A 19,335-nucleotide genomic window follows, 5' to 3' on the forward strand; every position below is an offset into this window, starting at 1 on the left:
CTTTTATAAGTAGTAAGGATTTTTTTTGTAGGAATTTTTCATCTGATTTTTTAATTTGTTTTTACGTGTTTCAATAGTTGATACTTTTTGTAATGTTATAATTGAAACGAATTGAAAAAAAGCATAGTACAGTTCTATATTTTTATTTATAGGATCATCTATTATGTTTTTCATAAATATATCTCCTTTTTTTATCTCACTATTTGCGGGCAGTAAGGCTTCCATATCAAAATTCAATGATACGTATAGAATACCGACCTGTAAAAGTTCGATTGGTTTCAGTGTGGGGTGAATAAAATTTGTATGGATTAAAATCCTACTTTATATATGATAATATAAATATCCTGAAAATTCCATGGATAGTGAAAAATAGATAGTGGAATGTGTATTTTCGTCAAATTAGAACAGAATTTTTGGAGTTAAATCTTACAAATCGTCAAATCTTTTAAAAACGATGGATAATATCAAAAATAGTTTTCTAAAAATATTATACTATTGATAAAAAAAGCATTTTTTGTCATGATAAGAGTATGCTTCATGGAAGGGACTTTACTAGAAAATACATTCTTTGCATTGTATTAGATTAATAGAGTTTTTTAAAGTGGATAGCAAAAGAAAAATATATAGTAAGATAATGAATGGAATGTCGAATTTTCAATGAAATACATAAGAAATTTGAAAAAAGCATTGCAAAAACACACTGTTTAATGATAAAGTTCACATGAAGTTCACACTAAATTCACTTCAATCGTTTAAAATAAACGATGTGTGAAAAATAAAACTCTTGCTAAAAAATGGAACTGGATGAATATTTTACTTTGATAATATTGTAAAGTACTAAGTTTATAGTTTTCTCAAGAGGATAGTAGGGAAAGGAAGTAAAGACAACTTATGAAAAAAGTAATCGCAGGTTTAGCAGCAGCATCTGTAGTAGGTGTAGCAGTTCCTGGAATGGATTCTGCTCATGCACAAGTTTCAAATGATGCGCTAAAAGAAATTAATGGACAAACTCAAACTCAAACGACTGTAACTGAAACAAAAACGGTAGAAACAACTTCTGAATTAAAATACACAGTAACAGCTGATGTATTAAATGTACGTTCAGGTGCTGGTACAGGACATAACGTTATTTCTAAAGTGAAATCAGGTCAAGTACTTCAAGTAATTGGACAAGAAAACGGTTGGTTCAAAGTTAGTGTAAATGGTCAAACAGGTTATGTAAGTGGGGACTTCGTAACAACTGGTGGCAATAAAGGAACTACTACTACTGTTCAGCAAGGAACAGGTACTTACACAGTAAACGTTTCTTCATTAAACGTACGTACAGGCCCAAGTGCATCTCATACTGTTTTAGGTTCTGTAAATAAAGGAAAAACAGTTCAAGTTGTAGGTGAAGTTCAAGATTGGTTTAAAATTAACTTCAATGGTGGAACTGGATACGTAAGTAAAGACTTCGTAACAAAAGGTGGTTCAGCTGTATCTAACGAAACTCAGCAACCAACTACAAACAACAACAACAATACTACTACAGTTCAAACTGGTGGATCTTATGTTGTTAACACAGGTGCTTTAAAAGTACGTACAGGTCCAGCTACATATAACCCTGTAATTGGTGGGGTAACAAATGGTACAGTATTAAACGTTACTGGCGCTGAAAATGGTTGGTATAAAATTAACCATAATGGCCGCACTGGTTACGTAAGTGCAGACTTTGTTAAGTTTGTAAAAGGCGGAGTGAATAATGTAGTTACTGGTGGTAACCAAGGTACGAACCAAGTACAAAAACCAACAGCACCAACAGGTGGAGATACATCTTCAATCGCTGGATTCGCTAGATCTTTAAATGGTTCACCATACAGAACTGCTGGTACAACACCTGCTGGTTTTGACTGCAGTGGATTCATTCACTACGTATTAAATCAAACTGGTCATAAAGGCGCTCGTCAAACAGTTGCTGGATACTGGAGCTCTAAAACAAAGACTAACAGTCCACAACCAGGTGATTTAGTATACTTCCAAAATACTTATAAATCAGGTCCTTCTCACATGGGCGTTTACTTAGGTAATGGACAGTTCATCAGTGCAGAAACTGACGCAACTGGTGTACGCATTAGCTCTGTAAGCAACTCTTACTGGAGTAAGCACCTATTAGGTTACACAAAAGCATACTAAGAAAAAGTATTTTATATACTTTTCGTATAGAGAAAAGGCTTTCCAGGGAAACTTGGGAAGCCTTTTTCATAGTTGGATAAACTAACAGTATAGTAGTATTTATCCTGCTATTTGCGGGATAATAATCAGCGGGGATGGACAAATCCCCGCTGATTAAAGTTTCACTTTATGTCAATTTTCCATGCAAAAACTTAGCATATAAATCATGAAAATAGTTTGGACGGAATAAGTTTGCTGCATGACCTGCTAATGGAATTTCTTTATATAAAACGTTCGGAAGAATGGACTTCAAATCAAAGAGACAAGATTTATAGAGATGATCATGTTCTCCCATCACCCATAATATAGGATGGGGAAGTGCTTTTAATTTAGATTTTAAGTCGAATTCTAAGCGGTGTCGTAATGACTCAGCAATAATGGACGAGTGTAATTGTAATCCGAAACGGTAATAAATATTTCGTGAAATAACAGCGAATGGATTTGCCCTTAGTATTCCACTTGGAAAAATAGTACTAGCATACTGAGAAAGCCAAGATGAATATTCATCACCACGTTTTTCCCAAAAATTCTGAAAAACATTATATAAACGGGAAGGGTTATTATAATGTCCACCAATATGACAAATACTCAATACTTTTTCTGGATGCATTTGTGCAAATGTCGTAGAGATATAACAGCCATAGCTTAGAGCACAAATATGAGCCTTTTTAATTCCCTCTTTTTCATACAAGTTCAATAATTGATCTACGAGGCGCTGTATTGAAAAGTCGATAGCTTCTCCTTTATCGTCGCCGTGACCTAATAAATCATAAGTTATAATGTTGTAGGAGGCAGAAAATCGTTTATGCTCTTTTTTGAAGGCGCGGCGATTTCCAACTAATCCATGAATAAAAATGATTGTTTCCTTTTCGGAATGTTTATTTGTTTGCAAAAAGGATACTCCTTTCAATGCTGGAGATTTATATAGTGTTTTAAATTAGCTAATTGATAAAATTAGTTATATATTTTCTATGCGTAGTCTATAATTTACATAGAATAATAATAAGTACCAGGTAATAATATCAGATATTTATACTTGTTGTAAAGATGAGTTTATATGTATATTTTGTAAAATTAGAAAAAAGTGTGTTTACATTCAGTTTACATTTATAGCGTATTCTAGTTTTAGAAAGAATAGTTTTGTTTATAACGAGGAGATGAACGACAATGGAAGTTAGGAATACAGAAAAGAAAAAAGGGAATTGGAGGCAGTTTTTACGTCTCATTCAAGATACAAATCCACCGAAAGGCATTCTTATTTTTGCATTAATAATGAGCTTACTTTCTACTGGAGCGAGTTTGTTTATTCCAATGCTGACAAAAGGTTTAGTTGATAATTTTTCACTTTCTTCAATTAGTACGGGACAAATTGTTGGATTAATTGCATTCTTTATTATTCAAACAATTGCTGCAGGATTGTCAATTTATTTACTGAATTATATTGGACAAAAAATTGTAGCTGGACTTAGAGAACGATTGTGGAAAAAGGTACTTATTTTACCAGTGTCTTATTATGATCAAAACAGAACGGGAGATACAATTAGTCGTATGACAAATGATACAGGTGTTGTTAAAACATTAATTTCTGAGCATTTGTCAAACTTATTAACAGGCGGTATCTCAATTATTGGGTCATTAATTGTATTATTTGTTTTAGACTGGAAAATGACAATTTTACTTTTAACGGTTATTCCATTATCGGTACTAATTTTAGTTCCACTTGGACGGAAAATGTATAAGATTTCAAAAGCACTTCAAGATGAAACGGCTTCTTTTACTAGTGTATTAACACAAGTACTATCAGAAATTCGTTTAGTAAAATCTTCAAATACGGAAAAAAAAGAATATGAAACAGGTAATACAGGTATCAAAAAATTATTGCAATTTGGTTTGAAAGAAGGAAAAGTGCAAGCATTAATTTCACCTGTTATGTCGTTTGTTTTAATGGCATTGCTTGTTATTATCGTAGGGTATGGTGGAATGCGAGTTTCTAGTGGTGCATTAACAACAGGTGAACTTGTAGCATTTATTTTGTATTTGGTTCAAATTATTATGCCAATGAGTCAGTTATCAATGTTCTTTACTCAGTTCCAAAAAGCAATTGGTGCAACCGAAAGAATTAATACGATTTTAGAATATGAAGTAGAAGATCATGAAACAGGTATGAATGTTACAAATGCGAAGCAGCCAATCGTTATTGAAAATGTACATTTTGAGTATAACGAAGAAGAGAAAATCTTGAAAAATATCGACTTCACGATTGAGTCTGGAAAAGTAACGGCGATTGTAGGACCAAGTGGTAGCGGAAAAACAACTTTATTCTCGCTGTTAGAACGTTTTTATGAGCCAACTAGTGGTTTCATAAAATTAGGGAAAGAACCAATTACAGCATATTCATTACAATCATGGCGACGTCAAATTGGTTACGTTTCACAAGATAGTCCGTTAATTGATGGAACGATTCGCGATAATATTTGCTACGGTGTTGAGGGTGAAGTGACGGATGAAGAAATTGAAAAAGTAGCAGCGATGGCGTATGTTGATGCGTTTATTCATGATTTACCAAGTGGATACGCAACAGAAGTTGGAGAGCGTGGTGTGAAGCTTTCTGGAGGGCAAAGACAACGAATTGCGATTGCTCGAGCGTTACTACGAAACCCGCAAATCCTTATGTTAGATGAAGCGACGTCAAGTCTTGATAGTAAATCGGAATCGGTTGTTCAGAAGGCGTTAAATAACTTAATGAAAGGTAGAACAACTTTAGTTATTGCGCATAGACTTTCTACTGTTGTAGATGCAGATAAAATTATCTTTATTGAAAAAGGGAATCTTACAGGAAGTGGCTCACATGATGAGTTATTACGGACACATGACATGTACCGTGAATTTGCAATGCAACAATTGAAAATTAAAGAAGGAGCATTATAGAATGAAAACAAACAGTGAAGGGGCACTTCACTGTTTGTTGATTTTAGAGTGCTAAAAAGTATGTTAAGCAGAAAGGATATGATTCCTTGATACCCAAAATTTTAATTGTAGATGATGATCCGCACATTAGAGAACTTGTTTCTGTATTTTTGGAACGAGAAGGTTTTCAAACATATGAGGCCGTTGATGGATTAGATGCTCTTCGAAAAATAGAAGAAGTGAAAGTCGAAATGGCGATTATTGATATTATGATGCCAAATATGGATGGGTTTGATTTATGTTATGAATTAAGAAAATACTATGATATCCCAATTCTTATGCTGACTGCTAAAGGTGAAACATCTCAAAAAGTAAAAGGATTTCACCTCGGAACAGATGATTATCTTGTAAAACCATTTGATCCTTTAGAATTAGTTGTGAGAGTGAAGGCATTATTGAAACGTTACCAAATTACAGTATCGCAATCTATTCAAGTTGGGAATGTACTGTTAAATCGTAAAACATTTGAAGTTAACGTTGGAGAACAAACGGTGACGCTGCCGCTAAAAGAATTTGAGTTGCTCTTTACATTAGGATCTAAAGCGGGAAGAACTTGTTCAAGAGAGCAATTAATAGAAGACGTATGGGGATATGATTTTGAAGGGAATGAACGCACGCTAGACGTTCATATTAATCGGTTGCGTGAAAAGTTTCAAGAAGAGCTATCAAAGTTTAGTATAAGGACGATAAGGGGCTTAGGGTATCGCTTAGAGGTAAGTAAATGAGAAAAAGAGAAAGAATGAGTAAGATGAAGATGTTAAAAGTAATGGGGGCGATAGTAGCGCTCTTTGCTTTTCTTACTATAATTTGGTCAATAGCCTTTTTTGTATCGTCTAGTGTAATGAAAGCATTTGAAATAAACGTATCGCCTTTTATTACTTTTCTAATTAGTGATATGGTCGGCTTTGTTTTTATCGTTCTTATTTGGACATTAATCGGAATTTTAATGAGACCGAAGCGAGAGGCGATGATTTGGACGATCATTGAACCGATACAAAAAATTGCAAAAGGGGACTTCTCTGTAAAAATACGGAATGAAGAAAAGTATGATGGTGAAATTGGTGTGCTTGTAAAAAGTATTAACGATATGACGGATGAACTTAATGCAATGGAGAAAATGAGACAAGAATTTGTATCGAATGTTTCTCATGAAATACAGTCGCCATTAACATCTATTAAGGGATTTGCTCGAGCGCTACAAGATGATAATCTACCAGTTGAAAAAAGAAAACATTATCTTACTATTATTGAAACTGAAACAACGCGATTATCTAAATTGAGTCAAAATTTATTGAAGCTAACACTTTTAGAGTCAGAGGAGTATTCACCAGAAAGAGCTACTTATCGATTAGATCAACAGTTGAAACAAATTGTGTTAAATAGTGAGCCTCTTTGGGATGAAAAAGAACTTGAGCTAGATCTTGATATGGATAAAGTGTGTGTTACCGCAGACAAAGAAAGTATGAGCCAAGTATGGATTAATTTAATTCATAACAGTATTAAATTCACACCAAATGGTGGCACGATTACAATTCATTTAAAAGAACATAAAGAATTCCTGGAAGTAAGTATTCATGATACGGGAATTGGTATATCCGAAGAACAGAAACAACATATTTTTGAACGTTTTTATAAAGCGGATTCTTCACGAAACCGTGCTTATGGAGGAAGTGGATTAGGTCTAGCAATTGTAAAAAAAGTACTCGACCTTCATCAAGGAAAAATAAAAGTTGAGAGTGTAGAAGGAAATGGTACAGAATTTATTGTGCGTATTCCAAATCATGAAGAAAAATGCATTTACCATTACTATAGTTACCTATAAGTAACCTACGCACATAAAAGTGCATCATTGCCTTTTTACATAAACATAGCTACACTTTTAATATAATAAACAACTGAGAAGATTAAGGAGTGTTACACTTGGCAGAATTATTACAAGGAAAAAATGCTTTAATTACAGGAGCAGGTAGAGGGATTGGTCGCGCTGTAGCGATCGCATTAGCGAAAGAAGGCGTAAATGTTGGTCTTTTAGCTCGTTCAGAAGAAAACTTAAAAGCAGTTGCGAAAGAAGTAGAAGCAGAAGGCGTAAAAGCTGTTATTGCGACTGCTGACGTATCTTCATATGAAGAGGTAACTACTGCAATTGAAACATTAAAAAACGGTTTAGGATCTATCGATATTTTAATTAATAACGCTGGTATTTCTAAATTCGGTAAGTTTTTAGAATTAGAAGTTGCTGATTGGGAAAAAATCATTCAAGTAAACTTAATGGGTGTATACTATGCAACTCGTGCAGCTTTACCAAGTATGATTGAACAACAATCTGGTGATATTATTAATATTTCATCTACAGCAGGACAAAAAGGTGCACCTGTAACAAGTGCATATAGTGCTTCTAAATTTGGTGTTCTTGGTTTAACAGAATCGTTAGCGATGGAAGTTCGTAAACATAATATCCGTGTAACAGCTTTAACACCAAGTACAGTAGCAACTGACATGGCTGTAGACTTAGGATTAACTGATGGAAACCCTGATAAAGTAATGCAAGCGGAAGATATTGCAGAGTTTATCGTAGCGCAGCTGAAATTAAATAAACGTACATTTATTAAATCAGCAGGACTTTGGTCTACTAATCCGTAAGGGGTAAATTTATAAACAAAGAAGGGACATCTATTCTGTAATGGAATGGGTGTCCCTTTTTTATTTTTTTGTATGTAAAGCAGAATTGTCGGTATAATGTGAAGTGAATGGTAGAAAAGCATGAAAAACTTGAAGGGGATGGTATTTCCATGAGTACGATTGAGAAATGGACGGCTGTTGATCAATATATGAGTGATGTATTAATACCGAAAGACTCTACATTAGAAGAAGTTCTTCAAGCAAATGCTTCAGCTAATTTACCGGCACATGATGTATCGCCAACTCAAGGGAAGTTTTTACAACTATTAGTACAAATTCAAGGAGCGCGTAACATTTTAGAGATTGGCACTCTAGGCGGATATAGTACAATATGGCTTGCAAGAGCATTGCCATCTGGAGGGCGAATTGTTACATTAGAAGCAAGTGAAAAGCATGCTGAAATTGCACGGAGCAATATTGAGCGTGCCAATTTGAATGATAAAATTGAAATACGATTAGGATTAGCGTTAGATTCTTTAAAACAAATAGAAAATGAGAAGTATGAACCATTTGATTTTATTTTCATAGATGCGGATAAACAAAATAACCCTGCTTATTTTGAATGGGCACTGAAACTATCACGCCCTGGTACTGTAATTATTGGGGATAACGTAGTACGTGAAGGTGAAGTTATTGATAATACTAGTAGCGATCCTCGTGTACAAGGGATACGCCATTTCTATGAGCTAATAGCTGCTGAGCCGCGTGTAAGTGCTACTGCGCTTCAAACTGTAGGAAGTAAAGGGTACGATGGGTTTGTAATTGCAGTCGTAACAGAGTAATGTAAGGAGGAAAAAGGGATGAAAAAGAAGTTTCAAAAATTATAACGTGTATCTTGTACAACGAATTTAGCTCGTGGACCTCCAATTTACATAGCTTTATATTATATATTAAAAACTTGGAGGCTATAAGAAGATGAGAACTGAAAAAGAAATGTTAGACTTAATTATAAATACAGCAAAAGAGGATGAAAGAATTCGAGCTGTCATCATGAATGGGTCACGTGTGAATCCAAATGTGAAAAAAGATTGTTTTCAAGACTATGATATTATTTATGTTGTAAAAGATATACAATCTTTTACGTGTAATCATAGTTGGATTAATAGATTTGGAGAAATAATGATTGTGCAAATGCCGGAAGAAATGTCGTTACTTCCAGCTGATAAAGACGGGAAATTTCCGTATTTAATGCAGTTCATGGATGGGAATCGAATTGATTTAATGCTAGTTCCAGTTGATTTAATAAATAAATTTATTGGACAGGATAGTTTAAGTAAATTACTACTGGATAAAGACAAATGTATTGGAGAATTTCCGCCAGCAAGTGATAAAGATTACGTTATAAAAAATCCTACAGAAAAAGAGTTTTTGGATTGCTGTAATGAATTTTGGTGGTGCAGTACAAATGTAGGAAAAGGATTGTGGCGCGAGGAACTTTCTTATGCGAAAGGAATGCTTGAAGGCCCAATGCGTGATATGTTAATCGTAATGCTAGAATGGCATATTGGTATGAAAACAAATTTTACAGTGAATACCGGAAAGTTTGGTAAGCATTTCGAGCAATATGTTGAAAAAGATACGTGGGAGCAATTTAGAAATACATTTTCAAATGCAGAATATGAAAATATATGGGAGTCATTCTTTGTAATGGGTGATTTATTTAGGGAAGTTGCGAACGAAATTGCTAACACATATGGATATCAATACCCGCAAGATGATGATGACAAAGTGACAAGCTATTTAAAACATGTGAAAGTTTTGCCGAAAGGTAGTACATCGATTTATCCCGCATAAACGGGCAGTAAAACCCCCACTGATTAAAGTTTCACTTTATTAATTGTATAAAGCAGTAAGACTGTCCTAATTACGGACAGTCTTATTTTTGTTCATGAATAAGAATTTCTCTAACAAAGTACAGATGAATCACATATGAAATTTTAGGGAGGTTTTTATCATGTATTATTTTTACGCACCAGAAATGTTCGTTCCATTTCATTGGGGACTAGAACGAAATGTTTCGTATGCTTATATGCCATATCATTCATTTTATTATGGAAACTATATAGACGCAGTGCCGTATGTATTAAATGTTCCGCAAAATGATCAAGTCAAAGTGAAGGAAGAGAATCGGGGGTCATGGACACCTTTTTCATGGGTTGAAAAATATGCGTATGCATTTTCAGGACCATACAATAAAGCGGAAGTAGCTCTTACATTTGATGATGGACCAGATTTAGTATTTACGCCAAAAATTTTAGATAAGTTAAAACAATATAATGTAAAAGCTACTTTTTTCTTACTTGGTGAAAATGCAGAAAAGTTTCCGAATGTAGTAAAGCGTATCGCGAATGAAGGGCATGTAATTGGTAATCATACGTATAATCATCCGAATTTAGCGAAAGTAAATGAGGCTGAGTACCGTAATCAAATTATAAAAACGGAAGAAATATTAAATCGTTTAGCTGGTTATGCTCCTAAATTTATACGTCCACCGTATGGTGAAATACTTGAAAATCAATTGAAGTGGGCGACGGAGCAAAATTTTATGATTGTACAGTGGAGTGTTGATACAGTTGATTGGAAAGGGGTAAGTGCGGATACGATTACAAATAATGTGCTAGGGAATTCATTTCCAGGAAGTGTCATACTTCAGCATTCAACTCCAGGTGGACACTTACAAGGATCTGTAGATGCGCTAGACAAAATCATTCCACAGTTAAAAACGAAAAGGGCACGTTTTGTAACACTTCCAAGTATGTTCCAGACATCTAAAGAGAGAAAATAAAAATGTTAATAATTGGAATTTTAAAAGTTGTATAGTATAATGAAGGTGTAAGTTAGGGGGGGATATAATTGATGGATGCACTAGTAAACGTAGGAATGAGCATATTGATTGGTATTATATTTATACTTGCGGCACTTATTCTTCAAAAAAATCCACCGACGGATATTAACGCAGCATATGGTTACCGTACGAAACGGTCTATGGAAAATAAGGAATTATGGGATGCAGGTAACAAGTATAGTGCAGAAGTGATGAAACAAAATGGATTCATTATGATGTTAATTGGAAGTGTTATTAGTATACTGTTTAGATATCCACATACAATGATAGCGATTATGATTGTTATGCTGTTGTTAATTATACGATTATTTATACGAGTAGAGAAAAAATTAAAGATACTTGAGCAATAAAAAAATAAGACTCCCGAATAAAGTAAGCTGGGAGTCCTATTTTTTTATAAACTATTTTTGTTTAGCGATTCTTGTCCTTGCACTATAACAAATTCATAGTATTCAAGATCATAAGGATAAATATCTTCAAATGCTATCGTTATCGGATTATTGTTTAAAACAGAATTAGTCGTTAAAGATGAAATCTCTCTTCTTAATAGTTGTAGAAAAGAAGTCGCATGTACTTTCATCACATCGTCTACTTCTTCACCTGGTGCAAATGGAAGTGGTTTTATTACATTGTGGAAATACATATGACAAAACTCACGATCAGTAAGGCTTGAAATTTCATAATCTATTTTATAGATTCCTTTGTATGTTAAATCATTCGTTTGGAAGGAAAGACCCAGTTCTTCCTCAATTTCACGTAGACCGCCAATTAGTACATCTTCATCATGCATAATATGTCCGGCGGATGTAATATCCCATATACCCGGAGCTTCTTTTTTATTATTAGAGCGTAATTGGAAATATAAGAACATATCCTCAGCATCTTTTTCTACAAACCAGCAATGAAATGTTTCGTGCCAATCACCGTCACGATGCACGTCATCACGTAATTTCTTTCCAAGTGTATTTCTTTCAGGATCAAATATTGTTAACCACTCTGTCATTTTAATTCCCCTTTCTGCAAATTTTATTATACAATATTTGTATTGAATTTTGGGAAAATAAAGAAAAAGGAGTGATTATTAGTGAAGATAGAGAATAAGGAAATAAAATCAATAATTTCAACTGAGGAAGAATTACGACAAATATTGGGGCAACCAAGTGAACGGGCTTTGAAAAAAGTTATTTCATCACTTGATCACCATTGTGTAGATTTCCTGTCTAAATCGCCTTTTCTAGTATTATCTACTGCAAATAAATTCGGAGAGTGTGATGCTTCGCCGAGGGGAGACGCACCTGGATTTGTATATGTATTAAATGAAAATAAAATTATCATCCCAGAAAGACCGGGTAATCGTCGTATAGACTCTATTTTAAATATAATTTCAAATTCGCACGTAGGGTTAATCTTTTTTATTCCGGGCCTTGGGGAAACACTCCGAATAAACGGTAAAGCATATATTACGAACGATGAAGAAATTTTGAAAGAAATGCAGGCGAATGGACGCAATCCGTTACTTGGAATTGTTGTTGAAATAGAAGAATGCTATATTCATTGTGCAAAAGCTTTTATTCGTTCAAAAATGTGGGATCCAGAGTCATGGTTAAATAAAACAGAGCTACCTTCAGCACCGAAAATGTTAATGGAGCATGCGAAAGTGAATGCTTCAGAAGAGGAAGTTGCACGTTCTTTAGAAGAAAGTTATAGGGAAAGATTGTATTAAAAATTATTTTTTAAATATAGTGTTGAAGTATGAAACTCTAAACGTTTTAGAGTGAGACTTTAACTATGAATATTGTTAATTTGTATGTGATGAATATATGTGCAAGAGAATACATCTGTATTAGATGATTTATTATTTTAAAATATAATTATTCATATTCTTAAAAATTGTGAAGAAAAATAGGCTTGCTTTTTAAAAAGTTGATAACTATAATAAGTTAACAAATAGACATGAACGAAAAAGTAACGATAAGGACATGAGATGATTTTTACGGTTTACAGAGAGGGAAGACAAGGCTGTGAGCTTCCTAACACGAAAAATGATCTTACCACCTTTGAACTTCAATAGTGAACGAGTAATCTAGTAATTATTGACGGTATCAGCCGTTATCTGAACTTGAGCAATCTAGAAGAAAGTAAGTCTAGGTTGGAACAAGGGTGGAACCACGAAAACACATTCGTCCCTTTCCTAGGGATGAGTGTGTTTTTTTATCCCGCATTAACGGTCAGTAAGATTCCCATCTCAAAATTTGGCGGATGCGAGGGAGTAAGACGGGAGATCAACTGTCCGTAAAAGCCCGATTGGTTCAACTAATAATCAGTGAGGAATGGACAAAATCCCCACTGATTAAAGTTTCACTTTATTACTTTGAAAGGAGGTGCGGTAACATGAAACGATTAGTACGTACGGAAATAACCACCACCTGCATGATTAAAAAGCAGAGTAAGGTGATTCACAGGTGTAACAATTAAACTATTTAGGAGGAGATTAGAAAATGAATAACGTTATTAATGTTGGGGTATTAGGATTAGGTACTGTCGGAAGTGGTGTTGTCCATATTTTGAAAGAACATTATCGAAAGATCGCTCTTGATACAGGATATGAAGTAAAGGTAAAGACAGTCGTTGTACGTGATTTGGAAAAGGAACGTGATGTTTGCATTGATGGAATCGTAGTAACAAGTAATGTAGATGAAGTTCTAAATGATTCAAATATTGATATTGTAGTAGAGGTAATGGGCGGAATTGAAGAAGCAAAACAGCATATTGTTACGGCTTTACAAAATAAAAAACATGTTGTAACAGCAAATAAAGATTTAATGGCCGTATACGGTGCGGAGCTTTTGCAACTGGCAAATAAAAATGAATGTGACCTATGTTACGAAGCGAGTGTAGCCGGTGGGATTCCAATATTAAGAGGATTATCAGACGGGCTAGCTTCAGATCAAATTGAAAAAATAATGGGAATCGTAAATGGAACAACAAATTATATGTTAACAAAGATGAGTCAAAATGGATGGTCGTATGAAGAGGCTTTACAGGAAGCGCAAAAATTAGGGTTTGCAGAATCAGATCCGACAGCGGATGTAGATGGACTAGACGCTGCGAGAAAGGTAGCAATTCTTGCAAACTTAGGTTTTTCGATGAATGTTTCTTTAGATGATGTTCAAGTTAGAGGTATTCGAAAGGTTGAAAAAGAAGATTTAGAGATGGCCGAAAAATTAGGATTTACAATGAAATTAATTGGTAAAGCAGAGAAACAAGGATCAGCCATTCATTTAAGTGTAGAACCGACTTTATTACCAAGGCATCATCCGTTATCGAATGTAAATAATGAATTCAATGCGGTGTATGTTCACGGTCAAGCAGTAGGGGAAGTGATGTTTTACGGACCTGGAGCTGGGAAGTTACCAACTGGTTCTGCTGTAGTAAGTGATATTATTTCAATCGTTAAAAATATGAATCAAGTTCCGAAAAATAAAAGTGCGTTAAAAGAACCAGAGCCTTACGAATTACAAGGAGATGAAGAAGTAGTTTCGAAATATTTCTTACGTATTTCATTACGAGATGAGCCAGGGATGTTGCAAAAAGTAACGGAATGTTTCGTTAATTACTCTGTAAGTTTAAAAGAAGTTATTCAATTACCTTTAAATCGCGAACTTGCAGAAGTCGTTGTTGTGACGCATCGAACTTCAAAATATCAATTCGAACAAGTTTTAGGGGCGATAGAAGATGTCGCAAGTGAAATAAACAGTTACTACATTATTGAGGAGGAAAAACAATATGTATAAAGGACTATTAAAACAGTATGCTTCTTATTTACCAGTGAATGAAAACACACCTGATGTCAGCTTAATGGAAGGGAATACACCTCTGATTCCATTATTAAATATATCAAAGCAATTAGGAATTCAGTTATACGGGAAATATGAAGGAGCGAATCCAACAGGTTCTTTTAAAGACCGTGGCATGGTAATGGCAGTTGCAAAGGCGAAAGAAGAAGGGGCAGAGGCAATTATTTGTGCATCTACAGGTAATACATCGGCATCAGCTGCCGCATATGCGGCACGCCTCGGAATGAAATGTATTATCGTAATACCAGAAGGAAAGATTGCGCATGGGAAATTAGCGCAAGCAGTTGCTTATGGAGCGGAGATCATTTCAATAGAAGGGAATTTCGATGATGCACTTAAGGCTGTAAGAAATATTGCTGCAGAAGAGCCGATTACATTAGTAAACTCAGTAAATCCTTACCGAATTGAAGGGCAAAAAACAGCGGCATTTGAAATTTGTGACCAGTTGCAAAACGCACCAGATGTTCTAGCTATCCCTGTTGGAAATGCTGGGAATATTACAGCATATTGGAAAGGGTTCTGTGAATACGAGAAAGAAAAAGGCTATAAGAAGCCCAGAATTCACGGCTTTGAAGCGGAAGGAGCGGCGGCAATTGTAAAAGGACATGTCATTGAGGCACCTGAAACGATTGCAACAGCGATTCGCATCGGTAATCCGGCAAGTTGGTCGTATGCAGTAGAGGCTGCCGAACAGTCTAATGGTGAAATAGATATGGTGTCAGATGAGGAGATTTTACATGCGTATAGATTGTTAGCAAAAACTGAAGGAGTTTTCGCAGAGCCAGGATCAAATGCTTCATTAGCGGGTGTAATTAAACATGTTCAATCTGGAAAAATTAAAAAAGGCGAAACAGTTGTTGCAGTTTTAACTGGAAATGGTTTAAAAGATCCTGATATCGCAATTTCTTCTAATAAATTTGATATTGCAAGTGTGTCAAATGATATAGAACAAATTAAAGATCATATTAAAGGGGTGATTATGTCGTGATACCATTAAGAGTTCGTGTTCCTGCTAGTACAGCGAATGTTGGACCAGGATTTGATTCTGTTGGAATAGCTTTGTCATTATATTTAGAAGTAAGTGTAAAGGAAGAAGCTGATAAGTGGCAAGTGATACATTCTTTTGACGATTCAATTCCAAAAGACGATAAAAATTTAATTGTTAGCACGGCATGTAAAGTATGTCCTTCTTTATCACCCCATATAATAGAAGTTACTAGTAATATTCCGCTGACAAGAGGGCTAGGAAGTAGCGCATCAGCGATTGTAGCAGGAATAGAGCTTGCGAATCAACTTGGAAATTTATATTTAACAACTGATCAAAAGGTTCAAATTGCTACAAACTTTGAAGGACATCCAGATAATGTCGCTGCTTCTATTTTAGGTGGAACTGTAATCGGAGCACTTGATGGAAAAAATGTTTCGGTTGTAAGGATTGAAAGTAAGGAATTAGGCGTAATTTCTCTTATTCCGAATGAAGAGCTAAATACGGATGAAAGTCGATCTGTATTACCAGAGATGTTTCCGTTTCATGAAGCGGTTAAGGCTAGTGCGATAAGTAACGTATTAGTAGCTGCGTTATGTCAAAAGAAGTGGGAAGTTGTAGGTGAAATGATGGAAAGAGATCATTTCCACGAGCCATATCGTTTAGAACTTGTACCGTTATTACCATCAATTCGTAAATGTGCAAAAGAATTCGGAGCATATGGAACAGCGCTTAGTGGTGCGGGACCATCCATTTTTATTTTAACTCCGTACGAGAAGCGTAAAGAAATAGCTGACCAATTAGCGAGAGTATTTGCAGCTATGAAAGTATGTGAGCTTGAAATTGATCATAAAGGGATTACTGTAAATAAGGAAGAACATATTGGATTATAAAGAAAGCTAGCATCGCTAGCTTTCTTTACGTTATGGAGAATCTATTTTAAAGGGGATTTTTCGGAATAAACATTAATTTTAGAGGTGATTATATGAGTTCAAAAGAGTCACCAGAAGAAAAAAGAGAACGCATGAGACAAAGTGAATTGAAAAATAATCCTACCGGTTCTTTGAATGATGGACTCAACAGGGCGGAATCAGGTAGCCCCGCTGATATGACAGGTGGTATGAATTGGAAAGGTACAGGGATATTAATTTTAGTGCTAGTTTTAGGATATATTATATATAGTTACTTTTTCAGTTAAGGAAAGCTTGATGGAATTTAGATTTGCTTGATCTAATTATTAGTGAGAATAAAAAAAAAGGATTAAAGTCTGCCTGTATTACATATTTTCTTTAAACAGATTATAGTAATACGTAAATTTTTTTGCTCATAATAGAGCTAGCATAATGCTAGCTCTATTATTTTTTGCCATATTCCTGTAACAAACCTCCTGTATATTCAGTGGTGGAGGTGCAGAAGATGAAAAAAATGATAGCGATATGTCTTCTTACAACATTGTCACTTTCGACTTTAGTCGGGTGTGATGTAAAAGGTAATGATGCTTTACAAGAGTCTAAAATAAAGAAAGCGACGTATAAAGATTTTACTTACGATGTAAATCCTGAGACTTTTACGTTAACTGTAGAACATGATGGTGTAAAAGAACAGGCATCACAACCGTTACCAAAAATGAAGGTATCGAATTTGAAAAAAGACAAGGATCATACATCATGGGAATATCCGGATCAAAAAGTAAAAGTAAATTTAGAAAAGAAAAAAGACCACTTAAATATTGAAGTGGAATCGACTGGTGCAGAAAGTTTCACATGGCCAAAAGTGCAAGCTGAAAATTATACACTTCCGTTATGGGAAGGTAAGCAAATTCCGAGTAATGATGAGAATTGGAAGAAGTTTTTAAAGGATGATGCATATTCATTTGCTGAATCATTTTCTATGAAGTTTTTTGCATTAAATGGTTCTAAATATTCGATCGTATATATTGCGAACAATATGTTTAATAATGAATTGAAATTTCATTCAGATCCGAAAATAGGGTTTGATTTTACACATGAATTCCCGAGTATAAATAAAAATAAAACATATGGATTTCAATTATATGTGACAAATAATGATGCAGTAAGTATTGCTAAACTGTATAAGGATAATATTGCTCGAAAAGGTGAATTTAAAACATTACAAGAAAAGGCAAGAAAAAATAAAGAAATCGAAAAACTTTACGGGGCAGCTCATTTTTACTTTTGGAATCAAAATGGTTTATCAGAAAGTAACGTGAATTGGCCGAAGCTAAGAGAGCAAATAAATAGCCCGGTGTTTAGCCATATAAAAGACCTTATTCAAAAGAATAGTTCAGAGCCTGGGGAATTGAATGTATTTGAGCAGGTGAGTAAACAAGACTTTATCGATAAGTACCAAAAAAATGTTATTTTACGCTATACAAACGAAGTATTATCTATGAAGGAATTGTATAAAGAGGATATTTTCCCGAAAGTTAATCAGGAAGCTAGTGTGTTATTAAAGAAAGGTGTAGATCATTTATCGAAGACAGAGCTGTATAGCTTAAATAAACATTTATTAAAGTCAGTACTCGGTGATGCAGTTGAAGAAGTAAGTAAATGGGGTAAAGCAGATGGAACGGATATAATAAAGGAAATGAAAAAAGTAGGGATAGACAAAGCGTGGATTGGTCTACCGAACTGGGAACAAGGATTTATGCAGCCTAATTTCGTTACAGAAGCTAAGGAAATGGGATATTTAGTTGGTCCGTATGATTCTTACCATTCTATTCACGAAAAAGGTGATAAAAATTGGAACACAGCTTCTTTTAATGACCCATCGTTATATGAAGAAGCCACTGTAACGAAGAAAAATGGTGAGAAAGTGCAAGGGTTTTTAGGGAGAGGCCGAAAATTAAATCCGACATTATCACTTCCTAGTGTAAAAGAACGAATGAACGATATATTACAAAATGGCCCTAAATATAATTCATGGTTTATTGATTGTGACGCGACGGGCGAAATTTATGATGATTATTCAACAAAACATTTAACGACACAAGAACAAGATTTACAAGCAAGATTAAAACGAATGGATTATATTGCACAAGAAAAAGGTATGGTAGTTGGCTCTGAGGGCGGAAATGATTTTGCAAGTAGTACGATTGCATTTGCTCATGGAATTGAAACACCAGTTATTAAGTGGGACGATGAAGATATGAGAAAAAATAAAACAAGCCCGTATTATGTCGGTGGATATTGGTCACCAAATCAAAATGTTCCAGAAAAATATGCAAAACAAGTACCGTTAAAAGAAGAATATAAGCAAGTATATTTAAATCCAGTATATTCGGTGCCATTATATAAACTAGTATACAATGATTCGGTTATTACAACGCACCACTGGGAATGGGGAAGTTTGAAGGTAAAGGACGAGGTTGGAAATCGTATGTTATATGAGTTATTGTATAATGTTCCTCCGTTGTACCATTTAGATGAAGTAGAGTGGAATAAGCATAAAAAAGAAATTACAGAGCATCTGAAAGTTTGGAATGAAGTTCATGAAAAGGCAGTAAAAGAAGAAATGACGAACTTTGCATATCTGTCAGAAGATAAGCTAGTACAATCTACTTCATATGGAAAAGATATTAAAATCATTGTGAATTTCTCAAATAAAGATGTAGAAATAGAAAAAACGAAAATAAAAGCAAAGTCAGCTTTAATTAATAATAATGGGAAGCAAATGATATACACACCAAATGAGAAATAATAAAGTGAAACTTTAATCAGTGGGGGATTTATCCCTCACTGATTATTAGTCATCACCAATCAAGATGGTAC

18 protein-coding genes and 1 other annotated feature are annotated in these 19,335 nt (G+C 34.6%); of the genes, 15 read left to right on the top strand and 3 right to left on the bottom strand.

Annotated features, from left to right (window positions below; all coding sequences use genetic code 11):
• Positions 1 to 3 precede the first annotated feature (3 nt).
• Positions 4 to 174 carry a hypothetical protein gene (locus NSQ08_RS08245; RefSeq protein WP_002086168.1) on the bottom strand — a complete coding sequence of 57 codons (171 nt, stop codon included), beginning with the start codon at positions 172 to 174 and terminating at the stop codon, positions 4 to 6.
• A gap of 717 nt (positions 175 to 891) precedes the next feature.
• On the opposite strand from NSQ08_RS08245, the gene entFM reads away from it, so the two are divergent.
• Entirely contained in the window at positions 892 to 2,172 is a 1,281-nt protein-coding gene (entFM, locus tag NSQ08_RS08250) for an enterotoxin EntFM (protein WP_002202346.1), read from the top strand.
• Between the two features lie 166 nt (positions 2,173 to 2,338).
• Here entFM and NSQ08_RS08255 read toward each other — a convergent pair whose 3' ends face one another.
• Positions 2,339 to 3,103, bottom strand: a complete 765-nt coding sequence (locus NSQ08_RS08255; RefSeq protein WP_002135756.1) for an alpha/beta fold hydrolase — start codon at positions 3,101 to 3,103, stop codon at positions 2,339 to 2,341.
• A 275-nt stretch (positions 3,104 to 3,378) separates the two neighbouring features.
• Here NSQ08_RS08255 and NSQ08_RS08260 point away from each other — a divergent pair, with 275 nt between their 5' ends.
• The 8 genes from NSQ08_RS08260 (at position 3,379) to NSQ08_RS08295 (ending at position 11,052) form a co-directional block, all read left to right on the top strand.
• On the top strand, positions 3,379 to 5,139 hold the full coding sequence (locus NSQ08_RS08260) for an ABC transporter ATP-binding protein (protein WP_282914777.1): 1,761 nt from the start codon (positions 3,379 to 3,381) through the stop codon (positions 5,137 to 5,139).
• A gap of 86 nt (positions 5,140 to 5,225) precedes the next feature.
• Positions 5,226 to 5,903, top strand: coding sequence for an envelope stress response regulator transcription factor HitR (gene hitR / locus NSQ08_RS08265; protein ID WP_002031358.1), 678 nt, complete (start codon positions 5,226 to 5,228; stop codon positions 5,901 to 5,903).
• A complete protein-coding gene (gene hitS, locus NSQ08_RS08270) occupies positions 5,900 to 7,000 on the top strand; it encodes an envelope stress sensor histidine kinase HitS (protein WP_340773391.1) in 1,101 nt (366 codons plus the stop codon). Before hitR ends, hitS begins: the two co-directional genes overlap by 4 nt.
• A 98-nt stretch (positions 7,001 to 7,098) precedes the next feature.
• A complete protein-coding gene (locus tag NSQ08_RS08275; RefSeq protein ID WP_002012353.1) occupies positions 7,099 to 7,818 on the top strand; it encodes a 3-ketoacyl-ACP reductase in 720 nt (239 codons plus the stop codon).
• A 149-nt stretch (positions 7,819 to 7,967) separates the two neighbouring features.
• Positions 7,968 to 8,639: an O-methyltransferase gene (locus NSQ08_RS08280; protein ID WP_340773396.1), complete on the top strand. Its 672-nt coding sequence runs from the start codon at positions 7,968 to 7,970 to the stop codon at positions 8,637 to 8,639.
• A 133-nt stretch (positions 8,640 to 8,772) separates the two neighbouring features.
• Positions 8,773 to 9,651 carry an aminoglycoside 6-adenylyltransferase gene (locus NSQ08_RS08285; RefSeq protein WP_012260764.1) on the top strand — a complete coding sequence of 293 codons (879 nt, stop codon included), beginning with the start codon at positions 8,773 to 8,775 and terminating at the stop codon, positions 9,649 to 9,651.
• Positions 9,652 to 9,811: 160 nt separating this feature from the next.
• The gene (locus NSQ08_RS08290) at positions 9,812 to 10,642 is read left to right on the top strand and encodes a peptidoglycan-N-acetylglucosamine deacetylase (RefSeq protein WP_340773401.1); all 831 of its coding nucleotides are present in this window, start codon (positions 9,812 to 9,814) and stop codon (positions 10,640 to 10,642) included.
• Positions 10,643 to 10,713: 71 nt separating this feature from the next.
• Positions 10,714 to 11,052 (top strand): SdpI family protein, encoded by a 339-nt coding sequence (locus NSQ08_RS08295; protein ID WP_002141354.1) that lies wholly within the window; start codon positions 10,714 to 10,716, stop codon positions 11,050 to 11,052.
• 44 nt (positions 11,053 to 11,096) lie between these two features.
• On the opposite strand, the gene NSQ08_RS08300 is transcribed toward NSQ08_RS08295, so the two are convergent.
• Positions 11,097 to 11,705, bottom strand: coding sequence for an NUDIX hydrolase (locus tag NSQ08_RS08300; RefSeq protein WP_016103190.1), 609 nt, complete (start codon positions 11,703 to 11,705; stop codon positions 11,097 to 11,099).
• Between the two features lie 81 nt (positions 11,706 to 11,786).
• Between NSQ08_RS08300 and NSQ08_RS08305 the strand changes: the two genes are divergently transcribed.
• The 6 genes from NSQ08_RS08305 (at position 11,787) to NSQ08_RS08330 (ending at position 19,264) form a co-directional block, all read left to right on the top strand.
• Positions 11,787 to 12,425 carry a pyridoxamine 5'-phosphate oxidase family protein gene (locus NSQ08_RS08305; protein ID WP_002012360.1) on the top strand — a complete coding sequence of 213 codons (639 nt, stop codon included), beginning with the start codon at positions 11,787 to 11,789 and terminating at the stop codon, positions 12,423 to 12,425.
• 236 nt (positions 12,426 to 12,661) lie between these two features.
• Positions 12,662 to 12,893 (top strand) — a binding site (T-box leader).
• A 307-nt stretch (positions 12,894 to 13,200) separates the two neighbouring features.
• Positions 13,201 to 14,496 carry a homoserine dehydrogenase gene (locus NSQ08_RS08310; protein ID WP_002031370.1) on the top strand — a complete coding sequence of 432 codons (1,296 nt, stop codon included), beginning with the start codon at positions 13,201 to 13,203 and terminating at the stop codon, positions 14,494 to 14,496.
• Positions 14,489 to 15,547, top strand: a complete 1,059-nt coding sequence (thrC, locus tag NSQ08_RS08315; RefSeq protein WP_002189302.1) for a threonine synthase — start codon at positions 14,489 to 14,491, stop codon at positions 15,545 to 15,547. Before NSQ08_RS08310 ends, thrC begins: the two co-directional genes overlap by 8 nt.
• Entirely contained in the window at positions 15,544 to 16,437 is an 894-nt protein-coding gene (thrB, locus tag NSQ08_RS08320) for a homoserine kinase (protein ID WP_002189304.1), read from the top strand. Before thrC ends, thrB begins: the two co-directional genes overlap by 4 nt.
• 92 nt (positions 16,438 to 16,529) lie before the next feature.
• A complete protein-coding gene (locus tag NSQ08_RS08325) occupies positions 16,530 to 16,742 on the top strand; it encodes a DUF6366 family protein (RefSeq protein WP_002031378.1) in 213 nt (70 codons plus the stop codon).
• Between the two features lie 218 nt (positions 16,743 to 16,960).
• On the top strand, positions 16,961 to 19,264 hold the full coding sequence (locus tag NSQ08_RS08330; RefSeq protein ID WP_016102199.1) for a glycoside hydrolase: 2,304 nt from the start codon (positions 16,961 to 16,963) through the stop codon (positions 19,262 to 19,264).
• Positions 19,265 to 19,335 lie beyond the last annotated feature (71 nt).

Origin of the sequence: Bacillus sp. FSL E2-8887 (assembly GCF_038007205.1) — a bacterium.
In the GTDB taxonomy this organism is placed as follows: Bacteria; Bacillota; Bacilli; order Bacillales; family Bacillaceae_G; genus Bacillus_A; species Bacillus_A mycoides.